General features: G+C 73.4%; 12 protein-coding genes. 8 read left to right on the forward strand and 4 right to left on the reverse strand.

Features of this window, described 5'->3' with window-relative positions:
* Nucleotides 1-2: 2 nt before the first annotated feature.
* The 7 genes from OG553_RS27180 to OG553_RS27210 all read left to right on the forward strand — a co-directional run bounded on the left by OG553_RS27180 (nt 3) and on the right by OG553_RS27210 (nt 6,586).
* Nucleotides 3-236 carry a hypothetical protein gene (locus OG553_RS27180; RefSeq protein ID WP_007263172.1) on the forward strand — a complete coding sequence of 78 codons (234 nt, stop codon included), beginning with the start codon at nt 3-5 and terminating at the stop codon, nt 234-236.
* A 24-nt stretch (nt 237-260) separates the two neighbouring features.
* Nucleotides 261-461, forward strand: a complete 201-nt coding sequence (locus OG553_RS27185; protein ID WP_362472120.1) for a hypothetical protein — start codon at nt 261-263, stop codon at nt 459-461.
* Between the two features lie 210 nt (nt 462-671).
* Complete coding sequence (gene tatA / locus OG553_RS27190) at nt 672-965, forward strand: Sec-independent protein translocase subunit TatA (RefSeq protein ID WP_405981486.1); 294 nt, start codon at nt 672-674, stop codon at nt 963-965.
* Between the two features lie 54 nt (nt 966-1,019).
* The gene (gene tatC / locus OG553_RS27195; protein WP_405981487.1) at nt 1,020-1,985 is read left to right on the forward strand and encodes a twin-arginine translocase subunit TatC; all 966 of its coding nucleotides are present in this window, start codon (nt 1,020-1,022) and stop codon (nt 1,983-1,985) included.
* A gap of 16 nt (nt 1,986-2,001) precedes the next feature.
* Nucleotides 2,002-2,889, forward strand: coding sequence for a diacylglycerol kinase (locus OG553_RS27200; RefSeq protein WP_405981488.1), 888 nt, complete (start codon nt 2,002-2,004; stop codon nt 2,887-2,889).
* A gap of 46 nt (nt 2,890-2,935) precedes the next feature.
* Nucleotides 2,936-5,788, forward strand: coding sequence for a DEAD/DEAH box helicase (locus OG553_RS27205; protein WP_405981489.1), 2,853 nt, complete (start codon nt 2,936-2,938; stop codon nt 5,786-5,788).
* 102 nt (nt 5,789-5,890) lie between these two features.
* Nucleotides 5,891-6,586, forward strand: a complete 696-nt coding sequence (locus OG553_RS27210) for a TetR/AcrR family transcriptional regulator (RefSeq protein WP_405981490.1) — start codon at nt 5,891-5,893, stop codon at nt 6,584-6,586.
* Here OG553_RS27210 and OG553_RS27215 read toward each other — a convergent pair.
* From OG553_RS27215 to OG553_RS27230, 4 genes are all read right to left on the reverse strand, one after another.
* The gene (locus tag OG553_RS27215; RefSeq protein WP_405981491.1) at nt 6,531-7,499 is read right to left on the reverse strand and encodes a pseudouridine synthase; all 969 of its coding nucleotides are present in this window, start codon (nt 7,497-7,499) and stop codon (nt 6,531-6,533) included. The genes OG553_RS27210 and OG553_RS27215 overlap by 56 nt on opposite strands.
* 40 nt (nt 7,500-7,539) lie before the next feature.
* Nucleotides 7,540-9,198: a serine hydrolase gene (locus tag OG553_RS27220; protein WP_405981492.1), complete on the reverse strand. Its 1,659-nt coding sequence runs from the start codon at nt 9,196-9,198 to the stop codon at nt 7,540-7,542.
* A 911-nt stretch (nt 9,199-10,109) separates the two neighbouring features.
* Nucleotides 10,110-10,955: a siderophore-interacting protein gene (locus OG553_RS27225; protein WP_405981493.1), complete on the reverse strand. Its 846-nt coding sequence runs from the start codon at nt 10,953-10,955 to the stop codon at nt 10,110-10,112.
* Nucleotides 10,956-11,005: 50 nt separating this feature from the next.
* Nucleotides 11,006-11,911 (reverse strand): 5'-3' exonuclease H3TH domain-containing protein, encoded by a 906-nt coding sequence (locus OG553_RS27230; RefSeq protein WP_405983153.1) that lies wholly within the window; start codon nt 11,909-11,911, stop codon nt 11,006-11,008.
* A 193-nt stretch (nt 11,912-12,104) separates the two neighbouring features.
* On the opposite strand from OG553_RS27230, the gene OG553_RS27235 reads away from it, so the two are divergent.
* Nucleotides 12,105-13,511 (forward strand): galactose oxidase-like domain-containing protein, encoded by a 1,407-nt coding sequence (locus OG553_RS27235; RefSeq protein ID WP_405981494.1) that lies wholly within the window; start codon nt 12,105-12,107, stop codon nt 13,509-13,511.
* Nucleotides 13,512-13,535 lie beyond the last annotated feature (24 nt).

A 13,535-nucleotide genomic window follows, 5' to 3' on the forward strand; every position in this document is an offset into this window, starting at 1 on the left:
CGATGTCGCGATCAGCAGGTCTCGTACCGGTCACGTTCAAGGCAGCCTGTCCCGAGTGCCGGGCGCGCTTCGAGCTCGCGGCGGACGCGCTGCGCCTGGCCATCGGCGGCAGCCGGCGCGCCACCTTCTACTCCTTCACCTGCCCCGAGTGCGCGGCCGCCGTCCGCAAACCCGCCGGTGAGCGCATCGTGGAGCTGCTGACCGGCGGGGGAGTGAGCACCCTGCGAAGCGTCTGAGGGCGGGGCGCTAGGCTTCTCGGCATGCTGTGGCCGATGCTCGCGATCGCCCTGGGATTCCTCGGGCTCGCCGTCCTGTCCGTCCTCGCCCTGCGGGTCTTCCTGGAGGTGCGGCGGCTGTCCGGGCAGGTCGCGCTGGCCAGCCGCCGGATCACCGAGGCCTCGGGCGACCTGGAACGGGCCGCCGCCGACCTCGCCCGGGCCGGGCGGGCGGCGGCTCCGTAGCGGCCGCGCCACGAGCACGTAGTCCTCTGGATATGGAAACCGCGGAGCCGGACCCGTACCGTCGGTGCGGCAGGCAATCGTGGAGACCCCCGGGGATTGCCGGGCGTTAACCCGTGGGGGTTACGATCCATGTCAGAGCGGTACCGGATCTTTGTCCGGTATCGGCAGGCCACCACAAACCAGCCGTTTCGGTGAGTAAGGAAGACACACATGATCGGCAATCTGAAGCCCCTTGAGATCCTTCTGATCATCGCCGTCATCGTTCTGCTGTTCGGCGCCAAGAAGCTCCCCGAGATGGCCCGCTCGCTCGGCAAGTCGGCCCGCATCCTCAAGAGCGAGGCCAAGGCGATGAAGAAGGACGGCGAGGCCGAGGCCACCGCCGCCCCCGCCGCCGACCAGGCCGCTCAGCAGCCCGCCGCCGCCCCGCGCACCATCCAGGCCGCGCCCGGTGACGTCACCAGCGCCCGGCCGGTGAACGAGACGAACCGCACCACCCAGGCCTGACGCGCGGCGGTCGCCCGCCACGACAGTCATCTGCAACGAGACAAGGGACGTGGGTTGCTCAAGTCTGCCCGCAAGCAGGGGAAGAACGACCGGCAGGCGAAGGACGCCGAAGGGCGGATGCCGCTCGTCGAGCACCTGCGTGAGCTGAGGAACCGGCTGCTGAAGTCGGTGGTGGCGATCGTCGTGATCACGGTCGTCGCGGCCTGGTTCTACCGGCCGATCATCGACTTCCTGTTGGAGCCGATGCTGTCGTCCGTGGGCTGCACCGGAGGCGCCACGCACCAGCGCAACGGCGCCCCCTGCGCCGAGATGACCACCAACGGCCTGACCGCGCCCTTCTCCATCGCGCTGAAGGTCGGCCTGTCCGCGGGCATCGTGTTCTCCGCCCCGGTCTGGCTGTACCAGCTGTGGGCCTTCGCCGCCCCCGGCCTGCACCGCAACGAGAAGAAGTACGCGCTGAGCTTCGTCGCCGTCGGCGCGCCCCTCTTCATCGCCGGCGCGGTCCTCGCGTACAAGATCCTTCCGCAGACGGCGGAGATCCTCCTCGGGTTCACCCCCGACCACGTCAAGAACCTGCTCCCGGTCGACGACTACCTCGACCTGGTCACGCGCATGGTCGTGGTCTTCGGCCTGGCCTTCGAGCTGCCGCTGATGCTGGTGCTGCTCAACTTCACCGGCGTCCTCACCGCGAAGCGGCTGGGCAGCTGGTGGCGGGCCATGGTCCTCGGCATCACGATCTTCTCGGCGTTCGCGACGCCCACCGGCGACCCGCTCACCATGCTCACGCTGGCCGCCCCGATCGTGGCCCTGTACTTCATCGCCCTCGGCATCTGCCTGCTGAACGACCGCAGGCGCCGGCGCAACGACCCCGACGCCGGGCTCGACGACGACGAGGCCTCCGAGCTGGACCTGACCCCCGCCCCCGTCGGTGCGGCGGAAGCGGCCCCGTCGGCCTCCGCGCTGCCCGGCCAGGACGACGGCGGACGCCGCCAGATCAACGGTTACGACGACGCCACCTGACAGGTAGATTCCGGGGGTGAGCGCTGAGATCACCCTCTTCGTCAATCCCACCGCGGGACGCGGCCGGGGCGCGCACGCCGCGCAGCCGGCCGCTTCCGCGCTCCGGGCGGCCGGGTTCTCCGTACGGACGGTCGTCGGCACCGACGCCGCCGACGCACTGGCCCGGCTGCGCGCCGCCGTCCGGGAGGGCACCGGCGCGGTGATCGCGGTGGGCGGCGACGGGATGGTCTCCCTCGCCCTCCAGGCCCTGGCCGGGACGCTGGTCCCGCTCGGGGTGGTCGCCGTCGGCACCGGCAACGACTTCGCCCGCTCCCTCGGACTGCCCGTGCGCGATCCCGCCGGCGCCGGGCGGCTGGCCGCCGAAGCCCTCAAGGAGAGCCGGATCCGGGAGATCGACCTCGGCCGGGTGGCCGGCAGCTGGTACGGGACCGTGCTGTGCTCCGGCTTCGACTCGCGGGTCAACGACCGCGGCAACCGGACCCGGCTGCCGCTGGGCCGCTTCAAGTACGACCTGGCCATCGCCCTGGAGCTGGCCGCCTTCCGGCCCTTCCCGTACCGGATCACCCTCGACGACGGCCCGGTCATCGAGACCGAGGCCACCCTCGTCGCCGTCGGCAACGGCACCTCGTACGGCGGCGGGATGCGCATATGCGCCGACGCCCTGCCCGACGATGGGCTCTTCGACGTCACCGTGGTCGGCGACTGCGGCCGCGGCACCCTGCTCAAGGTGTTCCCGCAGGTCTACAAGGGGACGCACCTGTCCCACCCCAAGGTCACCGTGCACCGCGCCGCCAAGGTCACCCTCGAAGCCCCGGACCTGACCGCCTACGCCGACGGGGAGCCGCTGGGCGCCCTCCCGGTGACCGCCGAGTGCGTCCCCGGGGCGGTCCGGCTCCTCACATAAATGATCGCGACTGTTGTCAGAGGCGGCGGGTAGTCTCGAAGACAAGATGACCGAAGAACTCTCACCCGCCGAGCGGTACGCCGCTGCCCGGATCCGCGCCGCCGAAGAGGCCTCCGCCCTGGCCCCCTTCCGCGAGATGTACGAATTCGACCTGGACCCGTACCAGATCGAAGCCTGTAAGGCACTGGAGGCCGGCAAGGGCGTCCTGGTGGCCGCCCCGACCGGCTCGGGCAAGACCATCGTGGGCGAGTTCGCCGTGCACCTCGCCCTCCAGCAGGGCCGCAAGTGCTTCTACACGACGCCCATCAAGGCCCTGTCCAACCAGAAGTACGCCGACCTCGTCAAGCGCTACGGCGCCGCCAAGGTGGGCCTGCTGACCGGAGACAACAGCGTCAACGGCGACGCCCCCGTGGTCGTGATGACCACCGAGGTGCTCCGCAACATGCTCTACGCGGGCTCCCAGGCGCTCAGCGGCCTCGGCTACGTCGTCATGGACGAGGTGCACTACCTCTCCGACCGGTTCCGCGGAGCCGTCTGGGAGGAAGTGATCATCCACCTCCCCGAGTCGGTGACCCTCGTCTCGCTGTCCGCGACCGTCTCCAACGCCGAGGAGTTCGGCGACTGGCTCGACACCGTCCGCGGCGACACCGAGGTTATCGTCTCCGAGGAGCGCCCCGTACCGCTGTGGCAGCACGTCATGGCCGGCCGGCGGATCTACGACCTCTTCGAGGAGGAGTCCGACCACGGAGGCCGCGGCTCCGCCCGCCGCGAGGTCAACCCCGACCTGCTGCGCATGGCCCGCGAGGAGAACAGCCGCGGCTACAGCCCCAAGGACCGGCGGCGCGGCAAGATGGTCCGCGAGGCCGACCGCGAGCGCGAACGCCGCTCCCGCAGCCGGATCTGGACGCCCGGCCGCCCCGAGGTGATCGCCCGCCTCGACAACGACAACCTGCTGCCCGCGATCAACTTCATCTTCAGCCGGGCCGGCTGCGAGGCCGCCGTCCAGCAGTGCCTGTACGCGGGCCTGCGGCTCAACGACGACACCGCGCGCCTGCAGGTCCGCGAGATCGTCGAGGAGCGGACCGCCTCCATCCCCGCGGAGGACCTGCACGTCCTCGGCTACTACGAGTGGCTCGAAGGCCTGGAGCGGGGCATCGCCGCGCACCATGCGGGCATGCTGCCGACCTTCAAGGAGGTCGTCGAGGAGCTGTTCGTACGCGGCCTCGTCAAGGCCGTCTTCGCCACGGAGACCCTCGCGCTCGGCATCAACATGCCCGCGCGCACGGTCATCCTGGAGAAGCTCGTCAAGTGGAACGGCGAGCAGCACGCCGACATCACCCCCGGCGAGTACACCCAGCTCACCGGCCGGGCCGGACGGCGCGGCATCGACGTCGAGGGCCACGCGGTGGTGCTGTGGCAGCGCGGCATGGACCCGGTGCAGCTCGCCGGGCTCGCCGGCACCCGCACCTATCCGCTGCGCTCCAGCTTCAAGCCCTCGTACAACATGGCCGTCAACCTGGTCTCCCAGTTCGGCCGGCACCGCTCCCGCGAACTGCTGGAGACCTCCTTCGCGCAGTTCCAGGCCGACCGCTCGGTCGTCGGGATCTCCCGCCAGGTCCAGCGCAACGAGGAGGGCCTGGACGGCTACCGGGAGGGCATGACCTGCCACCTCGGGGACTTCGAGGAGTACGCGCGGCTGCGCCGCGACCTCAAGGACCGCGAGACCGACCTCGCCAAGCAGGGCGCGGCCCAGCGCCGGGCCCAGGCCGCGAGCTCGCTGGAGAAGCTCAAGCCGGGCGACGTCATCCACGTCCCGACGGGCAAGTTCGCCGGGCTCGCACTGGTCCTGGACCCGGGCGTGCCGGGCGGCCGCAGCAACGGGCACCGCGGCCACGAGTACCACGAAGGCCCGCGCCCGCTGGTGCTCACCGCCGAACGGCAGGTCAAGCGGCTCGCCGCGATCGACTTCCCGGTCCCGGTCGAGGCCATCGACCGGATGCGGATCCCCAAGACCTTCAACCCGCGCTCCCCGCAGTCCCGCAGGGACCTGGCGACGGCGCTGCGCAACAAGGCCGGCCACGTCGACCCGAAGCGGCACCGGCCCGGCCGGGCCGCCGCGGCCGACGACCGCGAGATCGCCCGGCTGCGCGCCGAACTGCGGGCACACCCCTGCCACGGCTGCGACGAGCGCGAGGACCACGCCCGCTGGGCGGAGCGCTTCCACCGGCTCAAGCGGGACACGCAGCAGCTGGAGCGGCGCATCGAGGGCCGGACGAACACCATCGCCCGCACCTTCGACCGGATCCACGCGCTGCTCACCGAGCTGGACTACCTGCGCGAGGACGAGGTCACCGTGCACGGCAAGCGCCTGGCCCGGCTCTACGGCGAGCTGGACCTGCTGGCCTCGGAGTGCCTGCGCGAGGGCGTCTGGGAGGGCCTGAGCCCCGCCGAACTGGCCGCCTGTGTCTCGGCGTTGGTCTTCGAGGCGCGGCAGTCCGACGACGCGGCCCCGCCGAAGGTGCCGAACGGCGCGGCGAAGACGGCGCTGGGCGAGATGGTCCGCATCTGGGGCCGGCTCGACGCGCTGGAGGAGGAGCACCGCATCAACCAGGCGGAGGGCGTGGGCCAGCGCGAGCCGGACCTCGGCTTCGCGTGGGCGGCCTACCAGTGGGCCTCCGACAAGAGCCTCGACGAGGTGCTGCGCGAGGCGGAGATGCCGGCCGGCGACTTCGTGCGCTGGTGCAAGCAGGTCATCGACGTCCTCGGGCAGATCGCGCAGGCCGCCCCCGCCTCGACGGCCCCGCCGTCCTCGGCGGGCGGGAGCACGGTGGCGCGCAACGCCCGCAAGGCCGTCGACGCCCTGTTGCGGGGCGTAGTGGCCTACAGCTCGGTCGGCTAGGTCGTGTCCAGGCCCTTTTGGGGCTTCGTCCGAAGCCCCTGATGGCCGGATCTGACCTCTAGCCATGATCGTCCGCCGGTGTCCTGTGCGACGATCGGGCGTATGAGCGGGGGAACGGGCGAGGGTCCGAGACGGGTCGGTCGGCCGCGCGCCGACCGGCTGAGACCGGACAGTGGCAGGCCGCCGCGCGAGGAACTCCTCTGCGCGGCGGCCGAACTGTTCACCGTCCGGGGGTACGCGGCCACCACCACCCGGGCCGTGGCCGAACGGGCGGGAATGCGCCAGGCCACGATGTACCACTACTTCGGCGGCAAGGAGGAACTCCTCGCCGAACTCATGGAGTCCACGGTCGCGCCCTCGCTGGCGCTCTCCCGCCGGCTGCTCGCCGACACCGCCCGGCCCGCCGCCCTGCGGCTGTGGGAGCTGTGCCGCTCGGACGTGCTGCTGCTGTGCGGGGGCCCCTACGACCTGGGCGCCCTCTACCTGCTGCCCGAGCTGAGGGGGCACCGGCTGGCCCGGTTCCGGCGCATGCGCGGCGAACTGCGCGACGGCTACCGGGCGTTGCTCGCCGACACCCCCGCCGCCGCCGAACTGGCCCGGGAGCGGGGCGGGCTGGCCCTGCGCAACGACCTGCTCTTCGGCCTGATCGAGGGCGTCATGCTGGTCCGCCGCTCCGATCCGGAGCGGCCGGTCGCGGCCTTCGCGGAGGCGGCCGCCGACGCCGCCCTGCGGATCGCGGGGCTCACGCCGCCGGGCCCGCCTCCCAGCCCGGCCGGTCCTCCCACGCCCGGAGGGTGAGCCCGGTCTCCAGCCGGTGCTCGACGCCGGTGACCGGGTCGGTGAAGGCCAGGGTCCGGGCCAGCAGCTGGAGCGGGCGCCGGTAGTCCGCCGGATCCGTGGCCCCGGCCACCACCGGGTAGACGGGATCGCCCAGGATGGGCAGGCCCAGGGAGTTCATGTGCACCCGCAGCTGGTGGGTGCGGCCGGTGTGCGGGGTGAGCCGGTAGCGGCCCAGCCCGTCCCGTACGCCGGTGAGCTCGACCAGGCTCTCGGCGTTCGGCTCGGCGCCGGGCACCTCGACCGCCGCCATCACCCCGCGGGTCTTCTCGATGTGGCTGCGGACCAGCCGGGGCAGCTCCAGCGAGGGGTCGTGCGGTGCGAGGGCCTCGTACTCCTTGCGCACCCGGCGCTGCTGGAACAGCAGCTGGTAGGCGCCGCGGTCCTCGGGCCGGATGCTGAACATCACCAGCCCGGCGGTCATCCGGTCCAGGCGGTGCGCGGGGCTCAGCTGCGGCAGGTCCAGCTCCCGGCGCAGCCGGGCCAGGGCGGTCTCGGTGACGTGGGAGCCGCGCGGGGTGGTCGCCAGGAAGTGCGGCTTGTCCACCACCAGGAGGTGCCGGTCGCGGTGGACCACGCCGATCGGGAAGGGCACGGGCGGCTCGGGCGGCATGTCCCGGTGGAACCAGAGCCAGCCGCCCGGCTCGTACGGGTCCTCGTGCCGCAGCACCCGCCCGCCCTCGCCCAGCACCCGGCCGCCGGCGAGGAGCCGGGCCATGGACTCGGAGCCGCGCGTGCCGGCGTACCGCTCGGTCAGGTAGGCGCCGAGGGTGGGCCAGCGGCCCTCGTGGTCGGGGGGCAGGCGCATCCGGACCGGGTCGATACCGGCCTGCTGGGGGAGGGGCGCGGGCGGGATGTGGGATCTGCGGGTCATCGGGACCAGGGTAGGCGGCTACGGAGGGGTAGGCGGCTGGCTACCGGAGGGTGAAGGTGCGGGGGTGGGTGGAGGTGCCGGGGTGGGTGAAGGCGCGGGGGTGGGTGGAGGTGCCGGGGTGGGTGAAGGCGCGGGGGTGGGTGGAGGTGCCGGGGTGGGTGAAGGTGCCGAGGTGGTTCTGGTCGAGGTACTCGACTCGGACCTCGCCGTCGGAGAAGAACACCCCGGTGCGGCCTACGGCGTTCTCGCCGGTGGTCTCGAAGCTGAAGGTGTCGCCGGAGTAGTGGGTGAGGGGGAAGCGCAGGGGCTTCGGGCCCAGGGAGAGGGTCAGGGCGCCCTTGGCGTCGGCGGTGATGGTGAGGGGGCCGTAGTAGGGGTTGGTGTAGGTCCCGATGTAGGCGGAGTCGGCGCGCGCGGGCGCGGCCCCGGCCGGGGGGTGGGCGTAGTCGGTCGGGGACCGGAGCGCGGCGTCGAGCTGCTCGTACGTGGCGGCGAGGAGCGGCAGCCAGTCGGCGGTCGGCTTGCCGTGCTCGGCGATGTCGAAGAAGTCCAGGGCGACGGAGTCGGCCAGGCCGACGGGGGAGCCGTTCGTCAGGACGACGATGCCGAGGCGCTCCAGGGGGAGCAGGGTGACGTTGGTGTTGGCGCCGAGCTCGAAGCCACCGGAGTGGCTCAGGCGCAGCCGGCCGGCGTCGTCGTAGCTGACGTTCCAGCCGAGCCCGTAGAACTGCGGGGTGCCGCGGGGGGTCTGGGCCTGGACGACCGCCTCGGGGACGCGGGTGCGGGTGAGGGTGTCGGCGGGGACGATCCGCTTGCCGTCGAGGGTGCCGGTGTTCAGCTGGAGCCGCAGCCAGCGGGACATGTCGCGGGCGGTGGAACTGGTCCCGCCGGCCGGGGTCTGGGCGTCGGCGTCGCGGACGTAGCGGGGGCTCCAGGTGCCGTCCGGGTTCCTGACGTGGCCCGAGGCGCGGTCGGGGGCCTTGGCGTAGGCGGCGAACTCGGTGCTGGTGCGGGTCATCCCGGCGGGCTTGAAGAGGGTGTCCTCGCTGAGCTTCTGCCAGCTCACGCCGTGGTCGCGGGCGACGGCCTCGGCGGCGGCGGTGAACCCGAAGTTGGTGTACGCGTAGCTCGCGCGGAACGGGGTCAGCGGCTCCTCGCGGAGGTGGGCGAGGATGTACGCCTGGTCGTAGCCGAGGTCCTCCAGGAGGTCCCCGGCGTGGTCGGGGAGGCCGCTGCGGTGCGAGAGCAGGTCGGCGGGGGTGACGTGGGAGGTGACCCAGGGGTCCTTGAGGGCGAAGCCGGGGAGGGTGCCGGCGAGGGGCCGGTCCCAGTCGTCGGGGGAGGCCAGGGCGCCGGCGATGACGGTGGAGGTGACCGGCTTGGAGACGGAGGCCAGCTGGAAGACGGTGTCGGGGCCGACCTTGGCGCTCTCGCCGGTGCGGCGGAGGCCGAAGCCCTTGAGGTAGACGATCTCGTCGTCGTGGACCACGGCCACGGAGAGGCCGGGGACGCCGGTGCGGCGCATGCCGTCGGTGATGGTCGCGTCGAGGCGGGCCACCGCGGTGGCGACGGCGGCGTCGGTGATGCGGGGCCGGGGCGGAGGGGGCGGGGAGGGGCCGGCGCCCGCCGCCTGTGCGGTGGCCGCGGTGGCCAGCAGGACCGCGGCCCCGGCGAGTCCGGCTGCGCGGAGCGTACGCATGCGGCCATTGTGCGCCTGTGCTGGTTGATGTGCCGGTTGGTGGGGGCCCACCCGCCTCGGTAGGTGTGGGTGGGTGGGTGGGGAGCGGGGCCCCCTGGGGCGGTCTCGGGGAGGGGCGGGGGTTTCCCGTCAGTCCCATCGTCCTTCCGGTTCGGGCCGGTCCCTCAAGGGCGCTCCCTTCGGTCGCGTCACTTCGTGATGGCCTTCGGCCACCCTTGACCGACCGACCCGCCCCGGAAAGACAAAGGACTGCCGGGAAGCCCCCGAAGGAACGGCACGGTCCAGAGGGGGAGGTACGGGTGTCGCAGGGATGAGACGAGGGGCCGGGGCCCGGCCCGCCGGGCATCCGGGCACGCAGCGTCCCGATTCCGGGCCAGGGGCGCGGCTACCCGCACGAGAGGTTGATCGGATCAGCCTCCGGAGCCCCCAAGCGCGACAGATCGCTACGTGCTCTTCCCGTCCCGGCGTCCGGCGACCGTCTGGGGCTGATACCTGCACGGGGGGGGTGATCGGAGCAGCCAGGGGAGACGCCGGGCGCGACAGATCGCTACGCGCTCCTCCCGTTTCGGCGTCCGGCGACCGTCTGGGGCTGATACCTGCACGGGGGGGTGATCGGAGCAGCCAGGGGAGACGCCGGGCGCGGCAGATCGCTACGCGCTTCTCCCGTCCCGGCGTCAGCGGCCCGTCCGGTCACAGCGTCCAGCCCCGCCTGGGGGCACCTCCCACCGGTAGCTGGGGGGTCTGAGGCGCGGGGTCTGGGGCGGAGCCCCAGGGAACGGTGGAAGTGGGGGTCCCCCCGGACGGAGTCTGGGGGACGGTAGGGGACCTTGCCCCGCGCAGCGGCCAGCCACCCGCGGGCGGCGGACGGGCGGAGCACCCGCGGCGGTGCGAGGCGGGCCGGGCGGTGCGCCCTACGCGGCGGCCGGGGTCGGGAGGTCCTGTTCGGCTTCGACGGTGGCGTTCCAGTCGCGCTTGATCGCGCGCCAGCCCTCGTCCGTCTCGCCCAGGCGCCAGTAGCCGGAGATCGACAGCCGCTCGCGCGGCACCCCGCGGTCCAGGCGGAGGTGGCGGCGGAGTTCCTTCACGAAGCCCGCTTCGCCGTGGACGAAGGCGTGGACGTCCGCGGAGGGGAAGCGGAGGGAGGTGACCGCCTCCACCAGGGCCGCGCCCACCGGGCGGTCGCCGCGGTGCAGCCACACCGGGGTGATGCCGTCCGGGGTGCGGATGTCCTGCTCGTCCGCCGGGCCGTCGACCTCGATGAAGGCGTGCACCTGCGCGCCCCGCGGCATCCGCTCCATCGACGCCGCGATCGCCGGCAGGGCGCTCTCGTCGCCGGCGAGGAGGTGCCAGTCCGCCAGGGGGGCGGGGGAGTAGCCGCCGCCGGGGCCGAGGAAGTGGACGAGCTCGCCGGGCTGGACGCGGGCCGCCCAGGGGCCGGCCAGGCCCTCGTCCCCGTGGACCACGAAGTCGAGGGTCAGTTCCAGCCGGGCCGGGTCCCAGGCCCGGACGGTGTACGCGCGCTGGCGGGGCCAGGCCTCGCGGCGGTGCGTCGCGCGGATGACGTCCATGTCCCAGGGCTCGGCGTAGCGCACGCCCTCGGGTTCGAAGAGGAGTTTCACGTAATGGTCCGAGTACGCGCCCGCGCCGAATTCGGCGAGTCCGTCGCCGCCCAGTACGAGGCGGACCATGTGCGGCGTCAGTCGTTCGGTGCGTACGACGACTGCGGTGCCGACGGTGCGGGCGCGTCCTTCTGCCACGGTGTCTCCCCTTACGACTTACGAAGCTTAGGATTACCTAACTTAGCACCTCATGGGCGCAGCGCGCTGCTCAGGCGTGACATCGCTCCTCCCAGACCCCACCGATGGGCGAGTGCGTCGACCGTCTCGGGGCTGGCGGGGGTGTGGGGGAGGGCCGGATCGAAGGCGGGGAGGGGGACGTCCGCGGCCACCTGGACGACCTTCGGGGCGACGGCCAGGTACGGGCGGGACTCGTCCAGCCGCTTGCGCTGGGTGGGGGTCAGCTTCGACTTCGGGTCGCCGACCGCCGCGATGATCCCGGCCAGGTCCCCGTACGCGTCCAGCAGCTTCGCCGCCGTCTTCTCGCCGATGCCCGGCACGCCCGGCAGGCCGTCGCTCGGGTCGCCGCGCAGCAGCGCGAGGTCCGCGTACCCGGGGCCGTCCACCCCGTACTTCTCGCGCAGCCACGCCTCGTCGGTGACCTGGAGGGTGCCCACGCCCTTCAGGGGGTAGAGGACGCGGCGCTGGCGGGCGTCATCCACCAGCTGGTACAGGTCCCGGTCGCCGGTGACGATGTCCACCGGCCCGGTGGCGCGGGCGGTGAGGGTGCCGATCACGTCGTCCGCCTCGTACCCGGCGACCCCCACCCGGGCGATGCCGAACGCGTCCAGCGCCGCCTCGATGATCGGCACCTGCGGGGCCAGGGTGTCCGGGGTCTCCTCCACGTCCGGGCCGGTCTCCGTCTCCTCCGCGACCCGGTGCGCCTTGTAGGAGGGGATCAGCTCCACCCGCCAGTGCGGCCGCCAGTCGGCGTCCATGCAGGCCACCAGGTCGTCCGGGCGGTGGTCCTGCACCAGACGGCCGATCATGTCGAGCAGCCCGCGCACGGCGTTGACGGGCGTGCCGTCGGGGGCCTTCACGGAGTCCGGCACGCCGAAGTAGGCGCGGTAGTAGAGGGAGGCGGTGTCCAGGAGCATCAGGCGTCGTGTCGTCACGCAGACGATGATGCCGCAACGCCGACGCCACGCCGGGTCACCCCGGGTGACCTGATCGTCACTCAAACAGTTCGCCCGGCGCGCGCGTTCGCGCACCCTCGCGGAGGGTGTGGATCACCGGCAGGGCGCTCCGCCCGTCCGGCCGTGCCCGTTCCCCGTCCTGTGAGGGTTCCGCATGCCCCGTCGCGGAGTCGCCCGCGCCCTCGTCGCGAGCACCGTGCTGTCCCTGCTCCCCGCCGGCCCCGCCGCGGCCCACGACGGGCCGCCGGATCCCGCCGCGCCCGCCCGGCAGACCCCCGGCGAGCTGCGCGAGCGGGTCCGCCGGGAGGTGTCGCCGGCGGAGTCGCGGGGCCTGGGCCCCGAGCACGCCGAGGCGCACGCCCGTACCCGCCTCGCCATCCGGGACGAGGCCGACCGCCCGGACGGCGCCCGGGCGGCCCGCCTCGTATCCCTGACGGAGTCTCAAGCCAGGGCGAACGCGGGCTTCCGCCCGGCGGTGTACGGCGCGTTCACCGAGTACTTCGACTCCCCGGACTTCGGCGCGCACACCGCCCTGCTGCCCACCGGCAAGGTGCTGCTGTTCTCCTTCGAGCACACCGGCACCGGCCGCGCCTTCCTCTGGGACCCGGCGAAGGGCACCGGGGCCGGATCGTTCACGAAGGTCACCCCGCCCCCGGCCGCCCCCTTCTTCCGCACCGGCCACTCCCTCCTGCCGAGCGGCCGGCTCGGCGTCTTCGGCGGCACCGCCGGCAGCGGGCTCTCGCTGGTCTTCGACCCGTGGACGGAGACCTGGAGCCGCGAGCAGGAGGCGGCCACGACCCAACGGGCCGCCTTCCCGGGCGGGGCCGGGCCGCTGTGGGGGACCAGGGCCCCGGCCGTGGAGCGCTTCCCCGTGCTCGGGCACCCCGTCGCGGCGGCCGGGCCCTCGTACGCGCCCGCCGCCGGACGCCCCGGCGACAACACCGTCCTGATGCCCGACGGCACCCTGCTCACCGCGAGCGGCGCCTACGACATCCACGACTACGCGAGCGGCCTGCTCAGCCCCGCCCCCGACCTGAGGTACCGCCAGCTGGAGCTCCGCGACACCAAGGGCGGCTGGCGGCTCGGCCCGGTGCAGCGGCTGCCGCGCGGCCACCACTCCAGCGCCCTGCTCCTGCCCGACGGCCGCGTCGCGATCACCGGCGACGAACTCCAGCAGACCGCCCACGACGCGGACCTGCGGGACGACATGCACGGCACCATCGAGATCTACGAGCCCGCCTACCTGTACCAAGGGCCCCGGCCCGCACTCGACGAGGTGCCGGCCGCGCCCCTCGCCCCGGGGGACCGCTTCCTGGTGCGCACCGGCACCCCGGACCGGGTGCGGCGGGCCGTGCTGCTGGCTCCGGCCGGGACCCCGCACCCCGCGGGGGCCGTGACCGGCCGCAGGCAGGCCGAGCTGCGCATCGAACGGCGCGAGGGCGGACTCCTCACCCTCCAGGCCCCGCCCGCGTCGGCGGCCGCGGCCCCCGGCCACCACATGCTCTTCCTCCTCGACGCGAAGGGCGTGCCCAGCGTCGCGCGCTGGATCCGGCTTACCTGAGCCGCCCCCGAACCGATCCGACCC

Source organism: Streptomyces sp. NBC_00158, from assembly GCF_045160885.1.
In the GTDB taxonomy this organism is placed as follows: Bacteria; Actinomycetota; Actinomycetes; order Streptomycetales; family Streptomycetaceae; genus Streptomyces.

Coding starts and splice junctions, on each gene's coding strand:
- OG553_RS27180 (WP_007263172.1), top strand. CDS start 3: ATGTCGCGATCAGCAGGTCTCGTACCGGTCACGTTCAAGGCAGCCTGT.
- OG553_RS27185 (WP_362472120.1), top strand. CDS start 261: ATGCTGTGGCCGATGCTCGCGATCGCCCTGGGATTCCTCGGGCTCGCC.
- tatA (WP_405981486.1), top strand. CDS start 672: ATGATCGGCAATCTGAAGCCCCTTGAGATCCTTCTGATCATCGCCGTC.
- OG553_RS27205 (WP_405981489.1), top strand. CDS start 2,936: ATGACCGAAGAACTCTCACCCGCCGAGCGGTACGCCGCTGCCCGGATC.
- OG553_RS27210 (WP_405981490.1), top strand. CDS start 5,891: ATGAGCGGGGGAACGGGCGAGGGTCCGAGACGGGTCGGTCGGCCGCGC.
- OG553_RS27215 (WP_405981491.1), bottom strand. CDS start 7,499: ATGACCCGCAGATCCCACATCCCGCCCGCGCCCCTCCCCCAGCAGGCC.
- OG553_RS27220 (WP_405981492.1), bottom strand. CDS start 9,198: ATGCGTACGCTCCGCGCAGCCGGACTCGCCGGGGCCGCGGTCCTGCTG.
- OG553_RS27230 (WP_405983153.1), bottom strand. CDS start 11,911: ATGCTCCTGGACACCGCCTCCCTCTACTACCGCGCCTACTTCGGCGTG.
- OG553_RS27235 (WP_405981494.1), top strand. CDS start 12,105: ATGCCCCGTCGCGGAGTCGCCCGCGCCCTCGTCGCGAGCACCGTGCTG.